Genomic DNA, 20,386 nt, shown 5'->3' on the forward strand with positions numbered 1-20,386 from the left:
CATTACACGTCGCGGACGCTCGATGAGTTCATGCCCGGCCTTTGCGCGTCTTCGCCCCCGCCTCGTCCTCCCGCCCAAACCGCTCCACCAGAAAATCGATGAACAACCGCACCTTCACCGACAGATGCCGCGTCGGCGGATAGACCGCGTAGAGCGCGAGCGGCGGCGCGGAATAATCGTCCAGCACCGTGCGCAACTCGCCTTTTTTCAAAGCATCGGCGGCGATGAAGTCCGGCAGCAGCGCGAGCCCCCTGCCCTTGATCGCGGCGTCACGCAGCACCTCGGCATTGTTGACGCAGAGAGACCAGGCCGGCTGGATCCAATGATCGCCGTCGCGGCCAGTGAGCTTCCACTGGTTGCCGGTGAGCAGAAAGCCGTAGGTCAGCGCGGCGTGGTCGCGCAGATCCTGCGGATGTTTTGGCGTGCCGTGGCGTGCGAGGTAGTCCGGCGAAGCGCAGATCATCCGCCCTACCGGCATGATTTTTCGCGCGATCAAACTCGAGGATTCCAACTCCGCGATCCGCAGCGTCACGTCAAAGCCGTCCTGGACGGGATCGAGCAGATCGTCGCTAAGCACGAGTTGAAGCTGAAGCTCCGGATACGCCGCCATGAAATCGGCGAGCACCGGACCTAACCGCATGGTGCCGAACGACATCGGCGCGTTGACGCGGAGCAGTCCGCGCGGCGCCGACTGGGCCTGCGTCACGGCCTGGTCGGCGGCCTCGATCTCCGAGAGGATCACGACGGCGCGCTCGAAATAGCCCTGGCCGATCTCGGTCGGGCTGGCGTGCCGCGTGGTCCGGTTCAGGAGCTGGACGCCGAGGCTTCCCTCGAGGTCGGCGATGTATTTGCTGATCGCCGAGCGTGACAGCCGCAGCTGGCGGCCGGCTTCGGCAAAGCTGCCGCTTTCGACCACCTTCACGAAGGCCCGGAGGCTGCCGACCTTATCCATGGGCCGTCTCCGGCGATTGTTTCCAAATCGTAGACATAGACGTCATATTTGCATGGATTGTCTCCAATCCAAAGCGGAACGATATTTCCACCCAGAGCAAGACCGCTCCTGCGAATTCTGGAGGACGACAATGTCTGGACTGCACCACGTCACCGCGATTGCCGGCGATCCCATCCGCAATTTCGGCTTCTACACCCGCGATCTCGGACTGCGCTTCGTCAAGAAGACGGTCAATTTCGACGATCCCGGCACCTATCATTTTTATTACGGCGACGAGACCGGCCGCCCCGGCACCATCCTGACCTTCTTCCCCTGGGCCGGCGCACCCTCGGGGCGCCGCGGCGTCGGCGAAACCCATCAGACCGCCTTCCGCGTGCCGCAGCGTTCGCTCGGCTACTGGACCCAGCGCTTCACCGAGAAGGGCATCGCCTACGAAGCGCTGGAGAAGCGTTTTGGCGAATCCGTGCTGCCGTTCACCGACCCTGATGGCATGGCGCTGGCGCTGGTCGGCGTACCCGGAGCAGAGAACGAGCCGGGCTGGAGCAATGGCGAGGTGCCGGCCGAGCATGCGATCCGCGGCTTCCACGGCGTGACCCTGCTGCTCGACAGCGCGGCGAAGACGGCTGCCGTCCTCACCGACGTGTTCGGCTTCAAGGAGGTGGGGCGCGAAGGCTCCGTGATCCGTTTCAAGGCAGCGGGCGATGTCGAAGGCAGCGTCGTCGACATCTACGAGGCCAAGGGCTTCCTGCGCGGACATCAGGGCGGCGGCTCGGTGCACCACATCGCCTTCCGCGCCGCTGACGATGCCGAGCAGGGCAAGATGGCGCAGAAGCTCGTGAGCAATCACGGCCTGCATCCCACCGAGCAGCGCGATCGCAACTACTTCCGCTCCATCTACTTCCGCGAGCCCGGCGGCGTGCTGTTCGAGATCGCGACCGACATCCCGGGCTTCGCCGTGGACGAGCCCGTCGCGACGCTGGGACGAGACCTGAAGCTGCCTGAATTCCTCGAGCAGCACCGCAAGCAGATCGAGGGCGTGCTGCCGAGCCTGGAGGAGACCGTGGCATGACCGAGACTGCATTCATCCATCGTTACGAGCCCGCGACCAGCGCGGGCTCTCCCCCACTCCTGCTGCTGCACGGCACCGGCGGCGACGAGAACGATTTGCTCGGGCTCGGCAAGATGATCTCGCCCGGCTCGGCCCTGCTCTCGCCGCGCGGCCGCGTGCTCGAGCACGGCATGCCGCGCTTCTTCCGCCGTCTCGCGGAAGGCGTGTTCGACGAGGAGGACGTGCGCCGGCGCGCGCTCGAGCTCGGCGACTTCGTCACGGAGGCACGGAAGCAGTACGGCATCGCCGCGCCTGTGGCCGTCGGCTTCTCCAACGGCGCCAACATCGCCGCCGCGCTGCTGTTGCTGAAGCCGGACGCACTCGCAGGCGCGATCCTGCTGCGTGCGATGGTGCCGCTGTCGGATCCACCGAAGGCGGAGCTTGATGGCAAGCCCATCCTGTTGCTGTCCGGCCAGGCCGATCCTATCGTGCCCGCGAGCAATTCGGCCAAGCTTGCGGCGCTATTGTCGGAAGCTGGTGCGCGTGTCGAGCACAAGGTGCTGCCATCAGGTCATCAATTGTCACAAGCCGACGTGACGCTGGCCCGCAACTGGATCGGCAACGTCGACGCCAAGGCGGCATAACCCGAGAAGCGGCGCACCGCCGAGACCGCGGTGCGCCGCCTCCTGACCTCGCAAAGGTTCCCATAAGTCAACCGCGTGTTCCGCATCCAAAACACACGCCCATGTTGCGACTCTATTAAGAGTTGTTGTGGCATATCAACTCGCGTGATGCAGGGAGTAGCCGCAAATGGCCACGAGGTTCTGTTCGAGTCCGTCACGAACGCCCCAAAGGGGCGGGCTGACGGAGGAAGTCACCCCTCCTGCGTCGGCTCCGGTTGAACCGGCCATTGGCCCCAATGCTCCATCGCGTCTGACGCCGTCCCGCGCCTGATCGCGTGAACTGATGGGACTTTTGCGACTCCTCCTGGCACTGGCCGTTGTCGGCGACCACGTCTTGCCGCCATTTCCCTGGCTTCGTCTCACGACGGGGATCATGGCGGTCGAGGTCTTCTTTGTCATTTCCGGATTCTACATGCAGATGGTGCTGTCGCAGCGATACGCGTCCGCAGCAGCATTCTATCTCAGTCGCGCATTTCGAATCTTCCCGACATACTGGATCGTCGCTGCACTCGCTCTCGCGTTTTGGCCCGCGAGCGGTTTCCGCGACATTGCCGGCCTGGGGTGGCAACCGGCCATTCTGGTGTTCGCGTCCAACATCTTGATCGTCCTCCAGGACACCTTGCTGTTTCTCGGAGTCGATCACGGCGAGCTATTCTTCACCGCGGATTTTCATTCCACCGCGCCTCAACTGTCCTCGTACCTGATCGTGCGCCCATCGTGGACGCTGGCGCTGGAGCTGTATTTTTACCTGTTGGCGCCCGTCCTGGCCCGGCTTCGAGGCGTCTATCTGGGTGCGATTGCCCTCGTGCTCACCGGAGCGAGGCTTGCAGCCTATGGCGCTGGACTGGATCACGATCCCTGGTTCTATCGCTTCTTTCCGTTCGAGCTCCCGCTATTTGTGCTCGGAATGCTCAGCTTCCGGTTGCTCCGCCAGATCGAAGTGCTTCCGCTCCTGAAGTCCAAAGCCATAGCGCTCGTCGCCATCGCCGGGCTGATCGTGCTCGGACAGCATTTTGTTTTGAATGTGCCCGAGCAGTACGGCTTCGTTGCAGCCGCACTGGCCGCCGCGGTCGCACCGGTTGCCTTCACGGCCTTCAAGGACGTCAGCATCGATCGATTTGTCGGGGATCTTTCCTACCCGATCTATCTCGTGCATTTCCCGATCATTCAGTTTCTGAGCAACGACTATGTCGTGGTGGTTGCAATCAGCCTGCTGGTGTCTTGCCTCATCGTCGTTGGCCTTGACAGGCCGCTGGATCGACTTCGGCATCGCCTCGCCGACGAAAATTGGAACAAAAGCCACCCCGTGCCAGCGATCACGGCCGAAGCGGCGTTGGGATTGGCCAACACTGCAGACAGCCAATCGGGATTGAGGCCTGACTTGGGACCACTAGCGGACGTCGATTCCGAGATCGCTAATGTCGGCTAAGGGGCCAAGAGGAGACCTTAGTCACTGCTTTTGTCTGCCCGTAACCAGCCACGAAAGTTCCTGCCTCATTGCTAGCGAACGCCAGCTTTTCTGAGGCCTTCGACGATTTCGTCGTACTCACGACGATACTGCGGATTGCTCGAACGCGCGTAGCCAATTTGCCGGAACCACTGGATCGTGAAGTCCGGTCGGATTGCATTCAATTCGACCAATACTTGCTGGGCCATTTCCAATTGGCCAGTGGACCCATAAGCTGAAATCAGATCTACATACGGGAACCAGTCCAATTTGTTCAAATTGATCGAGCGCCTACACTCCTCAATACCCTCCTTGTATTGGCGCAGATGGACATGAGCATGACAGAGGAAAAAGCGCCAAGTGCCAGCGGCAGGATCTTTGGGGCTTAGGCGCAAAGCGATCTGAATTGGAGAAAACGATTCGGTAGCGCGTCCCGCCGTAATAAGTACGATCCCCTTGGATGCATACGCGACCGGCGAATTAGGATCGATTTCCAAAGCTGCGTCGTATTCAGGCAATGCTTGCTCAGGATTTCCGTAGTTCAAAATGTTGCCCTTGGCTACGTGCGCGTTTGCGATCGCCGGGCGTTTTGCAAGAACTTGATCAATTAGCTTGATCGCCGTCTTTCTGTCTTCGAACGCGGATGGAGACCATCCGTAGATCACGCCATCTGCTATGCATGACGCCTTGCCGATCATCGCATCTATGTTGTCCGGATCGAGACGCAGTGCGCTGTCGAACAAGCTGTTTGCCTCAGCATTCGTCAATTTGGTCCGTGGACCGTAACGCTTCGCCCAGCCGCGCATGCTAAAATCCACGGCGTCTGGATTGGTTGGCCTATCCATTTGGCTGCGTCGGCTTTCGGCCTGGATGAGTTCGACGTTGAGAGAGCGGGCGAGCCGAGCCGTGACCTGCTCCTGCAAGGCCGCAAGATTTGTCCGATCGCCGTCAAAGCGGTCCGACCAGACATCGCGGCCAGTCGCCAGGTCGGCAAGTGATACGTTCATACGGACCCGATCTCCAGCCCGCTGCACCGCGCCCTGTACCGCCCATCGGATACCAAGATCCTTTCCGAGCGTCTTGAGATCGACCTGCTTGTTCTTATAGGTGAAAGCCGTCCCGCGGCCGATCACGAACGCGTCGGGCATTTGCGCGAGGTCTGTCGTCAGATCGGTCGTAATGCCGTCGACGAAATAGTCCTGTTCAACATCGTTGTTGAGGTTTGCGAATGGCAGGACAACGAGGGACAACCGGGGAGCAACGCCGGGCCGGGCCGTAGCCTGCTTCTGCGTTTTCTGGCTTCCCGGAAACACGTCTGTGCGGAGCGTCTTCCAAACAGTCCAGTAGCCGACGAGGCCACCCGCAATCGCACCCACGGCGGCAATCGAGGCGAGCGCGCCACCGATCAACTGCATTCGTGCCCGCAAGCGAATCTTTAAGCTGCGATCCGAAGGCTTGCCCGGTTGCTCCCCATCGGATGCTGCATTTTCCGGATGCTCATTATCGGATGGCGGTTTGCCAGGTGGGTCGTTGGAGACTTCCGAGTTTGTCACCGTTGCCTCTCCGCACGGGTCACACGACCAGACTCCTAACATTAGCAGAATTGCGTAGGTCAGGCTGGTCAAGGCTCCTGACTCATTCGAAGCGTTTTTTCGAAGTTGTCTCCTTAGCAATAGTCAGTCCAAGAGGTTCGTTAGATTTCCCATCTGGGTCAAAAGTGGGCTATGCCACGACAGCTCAGAAGATAGGTACGGGCCACAAGCGGTCATCCTCTTGCTCTGGGATGGCTGCTATTGAACCTTGTGGGAGGGGCGTTTAACAACGATCTCTTTACCTACTTCGATGACCATCAAATCTTCACCGACTTCCAAAGGGCCACGATAGTTTTTGCGCGTACCCGGCACGAGATCGTCGGCTGTGGCTGTGGGTAATACTATGTGAGAATAGAGAGCCAACCGCGGTTTGGCCTTTTCGAATACTTCCCCAGCCTGTTCAGGAGTGACGTGGTGTCCGACAATTGTCTTCATACGCTCGGCCGGAATGCCGGCACGTTGAAAAGACTCCGGCGATGCGACTTCGTGCACCAGAAGATCAACGCTTTCTGCCGCGCGGATGAGGTTGTCGGAAATTCGGGTGTCACCTGATAGAACAACCGAGCGGCCCGCATAATCAATCCGATAACCGTAGGCCGGCTCGACCGGTGCATGGTCGACTTTGATCGCCGTTACTCTCACGTCGTCTTGTTCATAAGCTACGCCTGCGCCGATCTCATGCGTATTGACGAGAGCACCCTCTGCCGGTGCTTTATCGTCAGATTTTCTGAAACGAATATCGAACTCGAATGCTTGCCGAAGATGGCTGACCATGTTCTCGGTCCCAGGTGGTCCCCACACCTCCAACGGCCGATTCCGCCTGCTAACAAGCCAGCCTGTCAGCCATGCATCAGGAAATCCGACGACGTGATCGGAATGAAGGTGAGTAAAGAACACACCGTTGATGGTCTCCCATCCGACTTTGATTTGAGTCATGCGCTGTATTGCGCCCCGACCAGCATCGAAAAGAAACTTCTTGTCGCCGGCCTCGACCAGTATGCTCGGACCAAAACGATCCATCACTGGTGGAGGATTGCCTGTGCCTAGCAAAGTCACACGAATTTCCTGACTACTTGCGGGGGCGCCTGAGAAGAATGAGACGGCCGCAAGAAGAGACATGCTCACTACCCTGAAAGATGCAATCGACATCGCAGTCTCTCCAAGAAAACCCGAGGAATTTTAGACAGCTTTTGTGCCTGCATCGAATGGTTGTAATGCCACCTTAATCCAATTTTGAGAGGTTGAACAGATGAGGCCCGCAATGGGTCATTCACGTCGATTCGACCGCAGCATCGCGATGTCCGGTCTACCTCCAACACCTGACCGGCAGGCGCGCGTGGAGAATAGTCGCGAAGGGCCAATAGCGGAAGACTGGTCAGCTTTCAGGTTTTGGTCGGCCAACCAGCTTAATGCCACCGGGATTGTCGACGGATCGATATCCTTTAATCCTGTTGAACTCTTCGCGAAATCGGTTGCCCGCTTCTGTCCATCGTCCGAAGCGAGTATTGATGTTTTCCATCAAGCCAAAAGCCGCAAGGGCTTCAATTGCATGCTCGTCCGCAGACTCGGCGAGGCTATCCACCTCGTCGCCATGCTCGTCCAAATACTGATCGACCATCTTGACGAGCGCGATCAATAGCTTCTGTTCACGTTCGGTTAAAACCTCGGACGTGCTCATCGCGCAGTTGTCTCGCCAATTCCTGGAAGGCCAGTTTACATGTCATCGGGAATGCCCGCTATGGGTCAAAGGCGGCGGTCCGCATCGGAGACAACTACTTCTGCTCTGCCCCCGACTCCAGACCTGCCGATGCAGTGCGCCAAACGACGCGATGGGCCAACAGCGGAAGTCCGGAATCGCGCGCGGGGGCGAGGCCTACCTATCAATGGGCGAGAATGTGCGCACGACCTCATATATGCCCGGCTCAAATTTCGCGATCGTGAGCGCCTCTTCGAGAAAGGGTAGCGGTCCAGGATCCTGGCGCATGGACTCATAGTCTTCCGCGCTGCGCCACTGCGCATACATGGTCACCTTCGTGCCATCGAGGCTCCGATGAAGGGCCGAGGAAACAAAGCCCGGTGCCCGGCTGACGAATTCATCGGTTGCGCGCGCGAGCAAAACGAGGAGCCGGTCTTGGTTGGCGGGATCTACCGTGAAGACATTTATTAGGCTGATCATACGGTCGGTCCTTTCTTTTGTTGCCTGATGTCTTGCCTATCACGGGGGAGTTCCAATAGGACCGTCACCATCTTCAGCCTCACGCCGGATTGACCGCCCGAGGTCGTTGTTGGACGCAAATGACGCGCCCCCGAGAGAACCCGATCAAACCAGAGGTAGGCCGCACCGGGTCAAGGCCATTGATGCCCGTTGCGGGTCAAAGGCTGCCTTAACCCGCTCGCATCCCTGTTCGGGTCACCTAGAGGAAGCAGACCTCTCGGCTCGTAGAGCTAAGGTCAGGCACGGGCCATAAGGCGACATGGTCGGAGAGGTTGCTAACTGAGGCAGCCTCAATTCAGTTTGCGCCGGATACTCTCGAGGATTTTTCTCTGCTCCTCGATGTCCTCACGGACCATCCATCGCAACTCCTCGATAGACAGAGGGCTTGTGGCTCGGGCTCGGCTTCTTCGGAGGGTCTTTGTCGCTCATCGTTCCGACTCTCGCTGGTCCGGGTGAAGCTCGGCTTTCTTGGCGAGTAGTTCGGTAACGAGTTCGGCTATGCCGTCCGTAGCGATCTTGTCGGTTATGCGGGACAGAATTGATCTGTAGTGCTCGATTTTTTTCATCCAGATCGATGCACTTGTCACACATTGGGGCCGCCCCGTTGCGGGTATTCGCGGTTCCTCAATTAACAAATGATGTAACAGTTCCAAAGGCAATTTAGGACACCCCAAAATCGACCTACAACACTGAGGGTCAAACAAGGACGGTCGCGCGGAACAAACAGCGATCCCAACACGGAATGAGAATGGTCAAGGTCCGTTGAGGGTCACAAGGCTACATTCCAAGGGCGGGACTGCGTGTCCGCTTTGCCTCGGAAAGCAGACCTCCCGAGTTCATTGGTGCGTGCCCATGGGCACCTGCTTGCCAACAAACATGCGACGCGAGCATTGAACTCTAAAGCGCGGACAACCCGGGCGGCGGCCTGCGCATGTTCGCGGCCTGCTCAAAGACGTAAGCCAGACGCAGCAACTTGTGCTCGCTCCAGGCGCGGCCCGCGAAGGTGATTCCGAGCGGATAGTCGGGCGTGTCCTTGTCGTCGGCTCCCGCGATGAAGCCGCCCGGCACCATGACGCTGGGATAGCCTGCCTTCGCCGCGATCACGCAGCCTGCCGCGCCAGGAAACAGCACCGCATCCAGCTTGTGCTGGTTCATGTAGGCGTCCATGCCGCGCGTCCTGGCGGAGAGCAGGTCCATGGCGCGTGCCGATTTGTACTCGCGTTCGCTCAGATCGCCTCTGGTCTCGTTGGCGGCGAGGAACAGGTCCTGGCCGAAACGCAACGCCTTCTCCGCATGCGCCGCGTTGAAGGCCACGATGTCGGCCATGGTCTTGATGTCGGTATTGGTCGCCCAATCCCTGAGGTAAAGGTTGAGATCGCGCTTCAGCTCGTAGAGGAAGACGATCGGCGGCGTCGCCACGTTGCCCTTGTGACGGCTCAGCGGATTGCGGTTGAGCACGTTCATGCTCGTCCCCGGCCCGCCGATCCAGCCCGGTGTCGGCATGTTGGCACGCACGATGACGGCGCCGAGATCCTCCAGCACCTTGATCGCATCGGCCATCACCTTGGCCGATCGGGGCGGCAGCTTGCCGTAATAGCGATCGTTCAGCGGGTCGCTCGCGTCGCTCGGCACGCCGATGCGCGCGCCCTTCATCGCGTCGTTCGCAAGATCTGCGGTGTAGTCGGCCGGCCGCCGCTGCCGCTCGGTCGCGGGGTCGAGCGGGTCCTTCGCCGCCAGCACATTGAGCAGCATCGCCGCGTCGCGCACGGTGCGCGTCATCGGCCCGGCGGTGTCCTGGCTGTGCGAGATCGGCACGATGCCGGCGCAGCTGACCAGCCCGACGGTCGGCTTCACGGTAACGAGGCCGTTCTGGCTGGCTGGATACAGCAGCGAGCCCGAGGTCTCGGTGCCGATCGAGGCCGCGCACAGGCCGGCCGCCACGGCGACCGCCGAACCCGCGCTGGAGCCGCCCGGCAGCACGACCGGAATGCCGCGATCGTCCATCAAATCCGGTGCGAAAGGATTCTTCACCTGCCCGCCCAGCGAGGAGTAGCCCGCGGGCATGTCGGCCGCGAGGATGTTGGCGAACTCGGTCAGGTTTGCCTTGCCCAGGATCACCGCACCGGCCTTGCGCAGCAATTTGACGACGGTGGCGTCTCTCCTGGCGCACGCGCCCTCCAGCGCCAGCGAGCCCGCCGTGGTCGGCTGCTTGTCGGAGGTCGCGATGTTGTCCTTCACCAGGATCGGGATGCCGGCCAGCGGCCGCTTGGCCGACGGTCTTGTCGCGTCGAGCTTGTCCGCGATCGACAGCGCATCGGGATTGAGCGCGCGCACGGAGTTGAGTGCGGGGCCTTTGACGTCATAGGCGGCGATGCGCGCGAGGTAGGCCTTGGTCAGCGCCGTGGCAGTCACTTGCCCGCTGGCCAGCGCCTGAGCGATCTCGCTCATGGATGCATTGTCGAGCTGCAGATTGGCCGGCGCCCCGGCGCCGACAACAGTCGCGGCGACGCGCGCATCGCGACGGGATGGCTTCTTCATGGCGTGCCTCGCCTGACGGCGCGTCCCGAACCATGAGGCCGCGATGATGCTATATTGCCAGTGTTTTGCCCGACGGGTCAACGACACCGCCGGCCCGCGCAAGCCGCCGAGCGGATCGCGCAAGCCATTGAAATCACTAAGCCCGTCTACTGTGCATGGGGTTGTTTTTCGTGTTTTTGTTTTGGACCCTCAGAAAAATGGCCTCCCTCCGATGGAGAGAGGTCATTGCTGAAGCGACAGGCTCGACGTGATCGAGCGGCCCCTACTCCCAGGACCAGGTCGAAAAGTCGTTCTCGTATTGCGGGACGTCCTTCCAGACGCCCTTCAGCTTCTTGTTGGTGATGGTGATCAGCTGCGGCTGGTAGAGGAAGCCGGCGACCGCGTCGGTGGCCAGCATGCGCTGGGCATCGCCAAGCAGCTTGGCGCGGCCGGCCTCGTCGGGCGTCGCCACTATCTGCTTGTAAAGCGCGTTGAAGGCCGCGTTGTTGTAGCCGAGGTAGTAGTCCGGCTCGGTGATCTTGACGAGGTCGATCGGCTCGACATGGCTGACGATGGTGAGGTCGAAATTGTGCGGGCCGTTGCCGGCGAACACTTGCGACAGCCACTGCGCCCATTCGACGTTCTCGATCTTGGCGATGATGCCGACCTTGGCGAGTTGGGCCGCCAGGATCTCGCCGCCCTGCCGCGCATAGGACGGCGGCGGCAGCTTCAGCGACAGTTCGAGCGGCGTGGTGACGCCGGCCTCGGCCAGCAGCTTCTTGGCCTTCTCGGGGTCGTAGGGGTTGATGCCGGTGGTGTCGACATAGCCGAGCGCGCCGGGCACGTAGAAGCTGCCGATCGGCGTACCGAAGCCGTCGGCCGCGCCGTCGATCATCGCCTTGCGGTCGATCGCGGCGAGGATGGCGCGGCGCACGCGGACGTCGTCGAGCGGCTTCTTGCGCTCGTTGATGCCGACGATGGTCTTGGCGCGGGAGCCGCCGACCATGACGTTGAAGCGCGGATCGGCTTTGAACTGGCCGATGGCGCGCGCCGCCGCAACGCGCGGGAACGCATCGACGTCGCCCGAGAGCAGCGCCGCGGTCTGCGCCGCCGGATCGGAGATGAAGCGGATCGTCACCTTCGACAGCTTGATCGCGGCGGCGTTGCGATAGTCGGCCCATTTGTTCAGCGTGATCGAGGAGCCCTTGGCCCAGGCGCCGAGCTGATAGGGCCCGGTGCCGACCGGCTGCGTGCCGTTGGTGCCTGCGCTCTTCGGCTCGACGATCGAGCCGCTCGCCTGCCCGAGCAGGAACGGCAGGTTCGGCTCGGAATATTTCACCGAGATCACGACCGTCTCGGCGTCGGGCGCGTCGACCTTTTCAAAAGCCTGGAACAGGCTCTTGTCCTTGTTGGTGCTGGTGGCGATCGCATTGCGCTCGAACGAGAACTTCACGGCGGCGGAATCGAACGCCTCGCCGTTCTGGAATTTGACGCCCTTGCGCAGCTTGAAAGTATAGGTCTTCAGGTCGGGCGATGCGGTCCAGCTCTCCGCCAGCAATGGCGAGACCGAGCCGTCCTCGTTGATCTTGGTCAGCGTCTCATAGATGTTGTAGAGCGTGACTTCGGCAATCGCAGCCGCAGCCGCAATGGTGGGATCGAGCCCCGGCGGCTCCAGCGCCATCGCCATGACGACGCTGTCCTTCTTGCTCTGAGCCAGCACCGGCAACGGTGCCACGGCCAGCGCGGCGGCAAATGCGACGATCGATAGTTTCCTGAACATGCGTAACTCCCCGGCCTTATCTGCTTCCCAGCCTACGCCAATTCCATGGGGATACTAACCTTCCATGGCGACTTGCGGCAACGCCATCACCGTCTCCGCCTTGTGGCAGGCAGCGAGATGGCCCTCGCCGACCTTGCGTAGCAAGGGCGGAACCTCGCGGCAATGCTGGTCGGCGAGCGAACAGCGCGCGACATAAGGACACCCGCTCGTCACAGCCGATTGCGAGGCGATCGCCTGGGCCCCGCGCCGCCGCCTACCCCCGCCCGCGCGCGCCCGCGGCACGGCGTCCAATAGCGCCCGCGTATAGGGATGGGCACAGCGCTCGAACAGATCCTCCGGCCGTCCCTGCTCGACGATCCGGCCGAGATACATCACCGCGACTTCGTCGCAGAGATAGTCGACCACGGCGAGGTCGTGGCTGATCAGGACGTAGCTGAGGCCGAACTGCTCCTGCAGGTCCTGCATCAGGTTCAGCACCTGCGCCTGCACGGAGACGTCGAGCGCGGAGACCGGCTCGTCGGCGACGATCAGCTTCGGCTGCGTGATCAGCGCCCGCGCGATCGCGATGCGCTGGCGCTGGCCGCCGGAGAATTCGTGCGGATATTTGTCCATGTCCGCCTCGCGCAGGCCGACCTGCCGCAACACCGCCGAGACACGGGCGCGGAAGGTGGTGCGATCGGCACCATCGAGCACGGTCAGCGGCTCCGCAACGATGCGTGCGATGGTCTGGCGTGGGTCGAGCGAGCCGTAGGGGTCCTGGAACACCATCTGGAAATCGCGGCGGGCGCGGCGCAGCTCGTCGGCCGAGATGCGGTTGAGATCGCGCCCGAGCAGCGCAACCTGCCCCGACGTCGGTCGCTCCAGCGCCATCACCACCCGCGCAAAGGTCGACTTGCCCGAACCGGACTCGCCGACGATGCCGAAGCTCTTGCCCGCGGCCACCTGTACGCTGACGCCGTTGAGTGCGCGTACCTGCCCCGGCGGACGAAACAGGCTTTCGCGCGGCAGCGTGTAGCGCTGCTCGAGATCCTTCACGTCGAGAAGCGGCGTCGCCGTCATGCGGGCGCCCCGACATTCGCGGCCAACGAGACATCGGTGCGCACGCAGCGCACGCCGTGCCCGGGTCCGACTTCGACCACCGGCGGCAGCGCCGCGCGACATCTGTCCTCGACCAGAGGACAGCGATCGCCGAAGGTACAGCCGGCCGGCAAATCGGCAAGCTCCGGCACCGTTCCCGAGATGGTCGTCAGCCGCGTCCCCTTGCGCGCGCCGAGACGCGGGCGGGCACGGAACAGGCCTTGCGTATAGGGATGCCCCATACGGCGGAACACCTCGTCGGTCGGACCGCTCTCGACCACCGTGCCGCCATACATCACCATCATGCGCTGCACGTTCTCGGCGATGACGCCGAGATCGTGCGAGATCAGGATCATCGACATGCCGCGCTCCTCGACGAGATCGGCGATGAGATCGAGGATCTGGCCCTGGATGGTGACGTCGAGCGCGGTGGTCGGCTCGTCCGCGATCAGAAGGTCCGGCTCACAGGCGAGTGCCATCGCGATGGTGACGCGCTGACGCTGGCCGCCGGAAAACTGGTGCGGATAGGCATCAATCCGCCTGGCCGGATCTGGCAGTCCGACCCGGTCGAGCAAGGCGATCGCCTCCCGCCGCGCCTGCGATGCCGAATATTTCTTGTGACGCCGCAGCGGCTCGGCGACCTGGTGGCCAATCGTGTGCATCGGATTGAGCGCGGTCATCGGCTCCTGGAAGATCATGCTGATGCGATTGCCGCGCAGCTTGCAATAATCCGCATCGGGCAAACCGGCGAGCTCGCCGCCGTCAAGCTTGATGCTGCCGGTGACGACCGCGCTATCAGGCAACAACCCCATCAGCGACAGCGCCGTGACCGACTTGCCGCAACCGGATTCGCCGACGAGACCGAGCGTCTCGCCGCGCTTCAGCGCAAAGCTGACGCCGCGCACGGCCTGTGCCGGCCCGCGGCTGGTGTTGAGGCGCACGCCGAGATTGTCGACAGCGATCAGCGGTGTGGTGGCGCGCTCGCCCATCATCACCGCTCCCGCGCCAGTCTGGGATCGAGCAAGTCGCGCAGGCCATCGCCGAGCAGATTGAGGCCGAGCACCGCGATGGCGATCGCCGCACCCGGATAGACCGCGAGCATCGGCGACTGGAACAGCAGCGTCTGCGCGTCGTTCAGCATCCGGCCCCAGGACGGTTGCGGCGGCTGCGTGCCGAGGCCGAGATAAGACAGCGCTGCTTCGGCAAGGATGGCGAGCGCGAATTGGATGGTGACCTGCACGATCAGGATCGACAGAATGTTGGGCAGCACGTGCTCGATGGTGATGCGGAACTTGCCCTTCCCCGAGGCGCGCGCCGCCAGCACGAACTCGCGTGCCCAGATCGCATTGGCCGAGCCGCGCGTCAGCCGGGTCAGCGTCGGGATCTGGAATATCCCGATCGCGACGATCGAGGTCACCATGCCCGGACCCACGACCGCGGCGAGCATAATGGCGGAGAGCACGGCCGGAAACGCGAAGGCAAAATCGGAGAACCGCATGATGATCTCCTCGGTCCAGCCGCGCCTCGCCGACGCGATCAAGCCGAGGCAGACGCCGAAGCTGAGACCGATGCTCACGGCGATGACTCCGACCAGGATGGTCGAGCGCGCACCCGCGAGCAGCAGCGAGACGATGTCGCGACCGAAGGAATCGGTGCCGAGCCAGTGCGCAGTCGATGGCGGCCGCAGTTTCGATGCGATGTCGATCTCGTAGGGCGACCACGGCGTCCACACCAGCGACAGCAGCGCCGAGGCAAGCACGATGAGGCTGAGCGCACCGCCCAGCACAAAGCTGCGATGGCGCAGCGCGCGGGCCCAGAAGGTCCGGGCCGGCGACCGGCGCACCACGACCGGCGCATCAACCGAACTGGTCAGGGGCACGCTCACAAATCGTGGACCTTGATGCGGGGATCGATGAAGGCATAGAGCACGTCGACCACGAAATTGACGATGACGACCATGGCGGCCAGCAACATCACGCAGTTGCGCACCACGATCAGGTCGCGATTGGCGATCGACTGGAAGATCAGGCGGCCGAGCCCCGGCAGGTAGAACACGTTCTCGATCACGATGGTGCCGGCCAGCAGATTGGCGAATTGCAGCCCCATCACCGTCATCACGGGGATCATGGCGTTGCGCAGCACGTGGTTCCACAACACCTCGCGCTTGCCGAGGCCTTTTGCACGCGCGGTGCGAACGAAATCTTCGCGCAGCACTTCGAGGACCGCCGAGCGCGTGACGCGCGCGAGGATCGCAGCCTGCACCACCGCGAGCGAGACCGCCGGCAGCAACAGCGACTTGATCCCCAGCCAGATGCCGTCCTCCCAGCCGGGGAAACCGCCCGCGGACAACCATTGCAGCCGCACCGAGAACAACAGCACCAGGAGAATCGCGAACCAGAAGTTCGGCAGCGCGATGCCGATTTGCGTCAGCGACATCACGCCGACGTCGCCGAGCTTGTTGTGGTTGGCGGCGGTGTAGATGCCGGCCGACAGCGCCAGCGACACCGTGATCAGCATGGACATGATCGCGAGCGGAATGGTCAGCACCAGCCGTTCCGCGATCAGGCTGCCGACCGGCGTGCCATAGACGTAGCTGTTGCCGAGATCGCCGATCAGCAGTCCCTTGATCCAATGCAGATAGCGAACCGCCAGCGGCTGATCGAGCCCGAGCTTGACCGTGAGCGCACGGACCGCATCCGCCGACGCGTCGGCGCCCATCAGCATCTGCGCGGCATTGCCCGGAAGCGCGTCCAGCACCAGGAAAATGATCACGGATGCGCCGACCAGCGTCGCCAGCAAGGTCAGGACACGTCGGAGGACAAAGACGCTCATGCGCGATCGGGTTCAGGGCTCATCCGCGGCACGATCAACATGTCCGGGCGCCGGACGCAAGCCCTTTGCAGCGCGCGCGTCCGTTCAGCCGGGCCGGCGGGACAGAAGGTCATGCGAAGCCTCAAACAGCGCGCTGGCGCGCAGCAATTCCGCGTCGGCACGGAAGCGTCCGACGAGCTGAAGACCGATCGGCAGGCCATCGCGACCGAAGCCGCAGGGCAGGCTGATCGCGGGGTGGCCAGTCATGTTGAACGGCATGGTCCAGGGGAACCAGTGCGGCCGGACGCTGTCGAAACGCGCCCCGTCGATTTCGATGGTGCCGAACAGGTCCTGGTCGATCGGGAGCGCGGTGCGGGTGATCGTCGGCATTGCCAAGAAATTCCCGCGCGCAAGCAGGGATTGCACGCGACGGAACAGCGCGGTGCGCGCGAACATCGCCTCCTGATAGGCAACGCCGCTGACATTGGTCGCGAGCGCAACCTGCTTGACGAAGGCTTCGCTGAGGACGTCGCCATGCTCGGCGACCAGTTTGGCGAAGCGCGTGCGCCAGACGGTGTGATTGATCGCGCGCCAGATCGGCTCGACGTCAAACCCCTCGCCGGAAAATTCCTCGAGCTCGGCACCGAGGCTTGCCAGCCGATCGAGGCTCGCCTTGAAGCTGGCTGCGACATCGGCGGACACCGGCCGTCCGGGCGGCGAGGCGCAGAACAGGATCTTTTGCCCCCGCAGATCGCCGCGCGGGGCGGCGGAGCTGATAAAGTCGGGCACGGGGACCCCGATCGACCAGGGGTCGCAGGAGTCCTCGCCGGCCATGGCCTGCATCATCAGGGCGGTGTCGGCGACATCGCGCGTCATCGGCGTGACATAGGTCTGGTTGCCGAACGCATCGAGCGCCTGGCTGTGTGCGATCACGCCGTTGCTCTGCTTCAGCCCGACCACCCCGTTGCAGGCGGCTGGAATCCGCGTCGAGCCGCCGCCGTCGGTCGCGATCGCCAGCGGTGCGATGCCGCTTGCAACGGCCACCGCCGCACCGCCGCTAGAGCCGCCGGAAGAGCGCTCCGCGCTCCAGGCATTACGGGTGCGGCCGAACAGCGGCGAGTCGGTCAGGCATTTGCTGCCGAACTCGGGCGTCGTGGTCTTGCCGATCAGGATCGCGCCTGCCGCGCGCAGCTTGGCGACCGCGACAGCGTCCTCGGTCGGCACATTGTCCTTGTAAGGAACGGTGCCGAACGTGGTCTTCACGCCGCGTGTATTGACGATGTCCTTCACCGTGACGGGAACGCCGTGCAACAGGCCCAGCGGCTCGCCCGCCATCACCTTGCGCTCGGCGGCGCGCGCCTCCTCCATCGCCTCCTCGCCGCAGAGCGTGATGAAACAGTTCAGCTCGGGCTGGAGCGCCTCGGCGCGTGCGAGCACGGCCCGCGTGACCTCGACCGGGGAGATCTTCTTGCCGTGGATCTGTTCGCGCAGCTCGACGGCGGAGAGGAAACAGAGATCGTTGCTCATGGATGAACAGGCTCGCGTCAGGACGCGCGGACCTTGCCAGCGCGCACCTCACCTGTCCATTTCGGCCGGCGCATGGCCGCAGTCCGCCGGGACATCTCGGACGATGCCTGTCTCGGAGGATGTCTGGAGGCTCTGCTACCAGATCCAGCCAACCTCGTGGTTCCAGGGCGGATCGGCGCCCGGACGGGTGCAGGTCAGACCGGCACAATTGGCGGCAAAGGTCAGCGCGACACGGAGTTCGTCGGCGCCGATGTCCTTGAGCTGCTGCCGGGCAAGCCGCCCCTGCTTGTGCAGGGCAAACAGCAGCGCCGCCTGAAAACTGTCGCCGGCGCCGATGGTATCGGCGATCGCGACCGTCGGCGCGGCGACTTCGATCAGCCCTGCCTCGGCGTGCCAGGCGATCGCACCGTCGCTGCCGCGGGTGACGACGACGAGGCTGGTGCCCTGCCCGAGGAGCGCGCTGGCGCGCTGCTCGTAAGGCTCGGCTCCAAAGAGATAGGCGAAGTCGACGTCCGACATCTTGACGAGATCGGCGCCCTCGGCGAACTGGGCCATGCGCGCGAGATAGGCCGGCTTGTCCTTGACCAGATTGGGGCGGCAATTCGGATCGAAGCAGATCGTCGACGATGCCCGCGCGTCCGCGATCAGCGCCTTCGTCTCAGCGGCGCCTTGATCGTCGACCAGCGTGGTCGAACCGACGTGGACGGCTTCGACCTCTGCAAATGGAAGCGACCCTCGCCGGTACGCCCAGTTCCGTGTCGCGGTCCCCTCATCGTAGAACGCGTAGCTCGACTCGCCCGCGGCGATGCGCACAAAAGCTAGCGTGGTCTGGCGATCGCTGCGGGTGGCAAGACCGAGTTGCACGCTGGAGGCGGCGGCGTGGTCTGCGATCAACCGCCCGAACAGGTCGGTCGAGATGCCACCGACGAAGCCGGTCGGCGCGCCCAGCCGCGCCATACCGATCGCGACGTTGAGGCAGGAACCGCCGACAGCGGGCATCAACGCCTCGCGGCCTTCGGTGTTTCGCGTCGGCACGAAATCGATCAGCGCATCGCCGCAGGCAATCAGCATCCGTCTCAACCCCTAACGATATCACGCATCGCCGCGCGGCTGCAGCGATCGACCTCGCGCAGCAGCTTGTAGACGTTGCGCTTGCGGGCGTGAAAGACAGCCATGTCGGGCGCCGTTGGCTCGCTCTTCTGGCCCAGCGCAGACATCTTTGCCATGGTCTCGCCGATCGAGGCGTAGGCGCCGCCGGCGACCGCCCCTAACATCGCGGCGCCCAGCAGCACCGGCTCCTTTGTCTGCGGCAGAGCGACGGTGAGGCCCGTGGTATCTGCCATGATCTGCCGCACCAGCGGGCTTCGGCTCGCGCCGCCGCCCATGATCATGATCCTGGAATGGACACCGTGCGCGGCAAAGGCTTCGATCACCTCCGCGAGACCATAAGCGAGCCCGCACAGGCCGGCAACGAACAGCCGTTCCATCGCACCCATATCGGTATCGAGATCGAGGCCCGCGATCACCGCGCGCGTATCTGGATCGGCATAAGGCGAGCGATTGCCTATAAATTCGGGCAGGACATGGACATCGCGGGCGAGCAGCGCGGCGCGGCTGGCGTCACCGGCACGCGCGACGATGCGGCGCTCCAGGAACTCGATGATGTCGAGGCCATGTTTCCGCGCCGCCGCGCTCGTCTCGGTGAAACCGGGATGCGACTTGAGAAGATGATCGATCGCCGCGCCTGCCGCGGACTGCCCGCCCTCGTTGAGCCAGAAGTCCGGCACCATGCCGGAATAATAAGGGCCCCAGACACCGGGCACGAAGCACGGCTCCTTGGTCGTTGCCATGATGCAGGCCGACGTTCCCATGATGTAGGCGAGGCGGTCGCAGACATCGGTCGCGCCGCCCGATCCGTTCCGGCCGCCGATGGCGCCGATGCCGCCAGCATGGGCGTCGATCAGCGACGCGCCGACCGGTGTGCCCGGAGATAGGCCGAGATCGGCGGCGGCCCCGCGCGTGAGACCAGCGCTGAGCCGTGTACCGGGTGCGACGATTTCGGTACCGATACGGGCGTACTTCTCACTGACGAAGTCCGAGAGGCCAATGCGTTGGAAGAACGGCGCGCTCCAGCCGCCGCCGTCATGCGCGAGATAGTTCCACTTGCACGTGACTGTACAGGTCGAGCGCTGCAGCGAGCCAGTGGCGCGCCAGGTCAGGTAATCTGCCAGATCGAAGAAATGACCGGCCGCGTCGAAGCTCGTGCGCAAATGGCGCTTCAGCCACAGCAGCTTTGGCATCTCCATCTCGGGCGAGATCGAGCCACCGACATAGCGCAGCATGCCATCTCCGGTCTCGTTGATCAGCCGCGCCTCGGCAATGGCGCGATGATCCATCCAGACGATGACGTTGCGCTGCTTGTCGCCGGAGGCGCTGACGGTGACCGGTTCGCCGTGGGGATCGAGCACCACCAACGAACAGGTCGCGTCGAAACCGATGCCGCCGACGCTGTCCGGCGCGATGCCGGCCTCCGCCATCGCGGTCCGCATCGATTTCGCGCAGGCGTCCCAGATGTCGGACGACGACTGCTCGACGATATCGCCGGCCTCGTGCCAGATCCTGATCGGATGGCGGGCGCTCGCCAGCAGCGTGCCGGCCTCGTCGAACACCCCTGCCCGCGTGCTCGTGGTCCCCACGTCGACGCCGATATACGCTCGCGGCATTGTCGCTCCCGGTC

General features: G+C 63.2%; 17 protein-coding genes. 3 read left to right on the top strand and 14 right to left on the bottom strand.

Translation table 11 applies throughout. The annotated features are described in order from the left end of the window. Window positions 1-28 precede the first annotated feature (28 nt). On the bottom strand, window positions 29-952 hold the full coding sequence (locus WHZ77_RS22200) for a LysR substrate-binding domain-containing protein (protein WP_375309890.1): 924 nt from the start codon (window positions 950-952) through the stop codon (window positions 29-31). 130 nt (window positions 953-1,082) lie between these two features. Between WHZ77_RS22200 and WHZ77_RS22205 the strand changes: the two genes are divergently transcribed. The 3 genes from WHZ77_RS22205 to WHZ77_RS22215 all read left to right on the top strand — a co-directional run bounded on the left by WHZ77_RS22205 (window position 1,083) and on the right by WHZ77_RS22215 (window position 4,112). Continuing rightward, window positions 1,083-2,021 (top strand): ring-cleaving dioxygenase, encoded by a 939-nt coding sequence (locus WHZ77_RS22205; protein WP_375309891.1) that lies wholly within the window; start codon window positions 1,083-1,085, stop codon window positions 2,019-2,021. Next, on the top strand, window positions 2,018-2,644 hold the full coding sequence (locus tag WHZ77_RS22210; RefSeq protein ID WP_375309892.1) for an alpha/beta hydrolase: 627 nt from the start codon (window positions 2,018-2,020) through the stop codon (window positions 2,642-2,644). The genes WHZ77_RS22205 and WHZ77_RS22210 overlap by 4 nt, the downstream gene beginning before the upstream one ends. Window positions 2,645-2,966: 322 nt before the next feature. Further along, window positions 2,967-4,112, top strand: a complete 1,146-nt coding sequence (locus tag WHZ77_RS22215; protein WP_375309893.1) for an acyltransferase family protein — start codon at window positions 2,967-2,969, stop codon at window positions 4,110-4,112. Between the two features lie 71 nt (window positions 4,113-4,183). Here the strand turns inward: WHZ77_RS22215 and WHZ77_RS22220 are convergent, their stop codons facing one another. From WHZ77_RS22220 to WHZ77_RS22280, 13 genes are all read right to left on the bottom strand, one after another. Beyond that, a complete protein-coding gene (locus WHZ77_RS22220) occupies window positions 4,184-5,683 on the bottom strand; it encodes a tetratricopeptide repeat protein (protein ID WP_375309894.1) in 1,500 nt (499 codons plus the stop codon). A gap of 237 nt (window positions 5,684-5,920) precedes the next feature. Further along, a complete protein-coding gene (locus WHZ77_RS22225; protein ID WP_375309895.1) occupies window positions 5,921-6,871 on the bottom strand; it encodes an MBL fold metallo-hydrolase in 951 nt (316 codons plus the stop codon). A gap of 226 nt (window positions 6,872-7,097) precedes the next feature. Continuing rightward, entirely contained in the window at window positions 7,098-7,400 is a 303-nt protein-coding gene (locus WHZ77_RS22230; protein WP_375309896.1) for a hypothetical protein, read from the bottom strand. A gap of 195 nt (window positions 7,401-7,595) precedes the next feature. Then, window positions 7,596-7,898 carry an antibiotic biosynthesis monooxygenase family protein gene (locus WHZ77_RS22235; protein ID WP_375309897.1) on the bottom strand — a complete coding sequence of 101 codons (303 nt, stop codon included), beginning with the start codon at window positions 7,896-7,898 and terminating at the stop codon, window positions 7,596-7,598. Between the two features lie 936 nt (window positions 7,899-8,834). Further along, complete coding sequence (locus WHZ77_RS22240) at window positions 8,835-10,475, bottom strand: amidase family protein (protein ID WP_375309898.1); 1,641 nt, start codon at window positions 10,473-10,475, stop codon at window positions 8,835-8,837. Between the two features lie 262 nt (window positions 10,476-10,737). Continuing rightward, window positions 10,738-12,234 carry an ABC transporter substrate-binding protein gene (locus WHZ77_RS22245; protein WP_375309899.1) on the bottom strand — a complete coding sequence of 499 codons (1,497 nt, stop codon included), beginning with the start codon at window positions 12,232-12,234 and terminating at the stop codon, window positions 10,738-10,740. 54 nt (window positions 12,235-12,288) lie between these two features. After that, window positions 12,289-13,293: an ABC transporter ATP-binding protein gene (locus WHZ77_RS22250; protein WP_375309900.1), complete on the bottom strand. Its 1,005-nt coding sequence runs from the start codon at window positions 13,291-13,293 to the stop codon at window positions 12,289-12,291. Beyond that, window positions 13,290-14,300, bottom strand: a complete 1,011-nt coding sequence (locus WHZ77_RS22255; protein ID WP_375314791.1) for an ABC transporter ATP-binding protein — start codon at window positions 14,298-14,300, stop codon at window positions 13,290-13,292. Before WHZ77_RS22255 ends, WHZ77_RS22250 begins: the two co-directional genes overlap by 4 nt. A 2-nt stretch (window positions 14,301-14,302) precedes the next feature. Continuing rightward, a complete protein-coding gene (locus WHZ77_RS22260; protein ID WP_375309901.1) occupies window positions 14,303-15,196 on the bottom strand; it encodes an ABC transporter permease in 894 nt (297 codons plus the stop codon). Continuing rightward, the gene (locus tag WHZ77_RS22265; protein WP_375309902.1) at window positions 15,193-16,143 is read right to left on the bottom strand and encodes an ABC transporter permease; all 951 of its coding nucleotides are present in this window, start codon (window positions 16,141-16,143) and stop codon (window positions 15,193-15,195) included. The genes WHZ77_RS22260 and WHZ77_RS22265 overlap by 4 nt, the downstream gene beginning before the upstream one ends. A gap of 84 nt (window positions 16,144-16,227) precedes the next feature. After that, the gene (locus WHZ77_RS22270; RefSeq protein WP_375309903.1) at window positions 16,228-17,649 is read right to left on the bottom strand and encodes an amidase; all 1,422 of its coding nucleotides are present in this window, start codon (window positions 17,647-17,649) and stop codon (window positions 16,228-16,230) included. A 135-nt stretch (window positions 17,650-17,784) separates the two neighbouring features. Further along, the gene (locus WHZ77_RS22275) at window positions 17,785-18,720 is read right to left on the bottom strand and encodes a carbohydrate kinase (protein WP_375309904.1); all 936 of its coding nucleotides are present in this window, start codon (window positions 18,718-18,720) and stop codon (window positions 17,785-17,787) included. Window positions 18,721-18,725: 5 nt separating this feature from the next. Next, complete coding sequence (locus WHZ77_RS22280) at window positions 18,726-20,372, bottom strand: FGGY-family carbohydrate kinase (protein ID WP_375309905.1); 1,647 nt, start codon at window positions 20,370-20,372, stop codon at window positions 18,726-18,728. Window positions 20,373-20,386 lie beyond the last annotated feature (14 nt).

Origin of the sequence: Bradyrhizobium sp. A5, assembly GCF_042076515.1 — a bacterium.
GTDB classification, from domain to species: domain Bacteria; phylum Pseudomonadota; class Alphaproteobacteria; order Rhizobiales; family Xanthobacteraceae; genus Bradyrhizobium; species Bradyrhizobium cosmicum.

Excerpts from the sequence above, each read along its gene's own strand:
- WHZ77_RS22200 (WP_375309890.1), bottom strand. The coding sequence starts at position 952 with ATGGATAAGGTCGGCAGCCTCCGGGCCTTCGTGAAGGTGGTCGAAAGC.
- WHZ77_RS22205 (WP_375309891.1), top strand. The coding sequence starts at position 1,083 with ATGTCTGGACTGCACCACGTCACCGCGATTGCCGGCGATCCCATCCGC.
- WHZ77_RS22210 (WP_375309892.1), top strand. The coding sequence starts at position 2,018 with ATGACCGAGACTGCATTCATCCATCGTTACGAGCCCGCGACCAGCGCG.
- WHZ77_RS22215 (WP_375309893.1), top strand. The coding sequence starts at position 2,967 with ATGGGACTTTTGCGACTCCTCCTGGCACTGGCCGTTGTCGGCGACCAC.
- WHZ77_RS22225 (WP_375309895.1), bottom strand. The coding sequence starts at position 6,871 with ATGTCGATTGCATCTTTCAGGGTAGTGAGCATGTCTCTTCTTGCGGCC.
- WHZ77_RS22230 (WP_375309896.1), bottom strand. The coding sequence starts at position 7,400 with ATGAGCACGTCCGAGGTTTTAACCGAACGTGAACAGAAGCTATTGATC.
- WHZ77_RS22235 (WP_375309897.1), bottom strand. The coding sequence starts at position 7,898 with ATGATCAGCCTAATAAATGTCTTCACGGTAGATCCCGCCAACCAAGAC.
- WHZ77_RS22240 (WP_375309898.1), bottom strand. The coding sequence starts at position 10,475 with ATGAAGAAGCCATCCCGTCGCGATGCGCGCGTCGCCGCGACTGTTGTC.
- WHZ77_RS22245 (WP_375309899.1), bottom strand. The coding sequence starts at position 12,234 with ATGTTCAGGAAACTATCGATCGTCGCATTTGCCGCCGCGCTGGCCGTG.
- WHZ77_RS22250 (WP_375309900.1), bottom strand. The coding sequence starts at position 13,293 with ATGACGGCGACGCCGCTTCTCGACGTGAAGGATCTCGAGCAGCGCTAC.
- WHZ77_RS22255 (WP_375314791.1), bottom strand. The coding sequence starts at position 14,300 with ATGGGCGAGCGCGCCACCACACCGCTGATCGCTGTCGACAATCTCGGC.
- WHZ77_RS22265 (WP_375309902.1), bottom strand. The coding sequence starts at position 16,143 with ATGAGCGTCTTTGTCCTCCGACGTGTCCTGACCTTGCTGGCGACGCTG.
- WHZ77_RS22270 (WP_375309903.1), bottom strand. The coding sequence starts at position 17,649 with ATGAGCAACGATCTCTGTTTCCTCTCCGCCGTCGAGCTGCGCGAACAG.
- WHZ77_RS22275 (WP_375309904.1), bottom strand. The coding sequence starts at position 18,720 with ATGCTGATTGCCTGCGGCGATGCGCTGATCGATTTCGTGCCGACGCGA.
- WHZ77_RS22280 (WP_375309905.1), bottom strand. The coding sequence starts at position 20,372 with ATGCCGCGAGCGTATATCGGCGTCGACGTGGGGACCACGAGCACGCGG.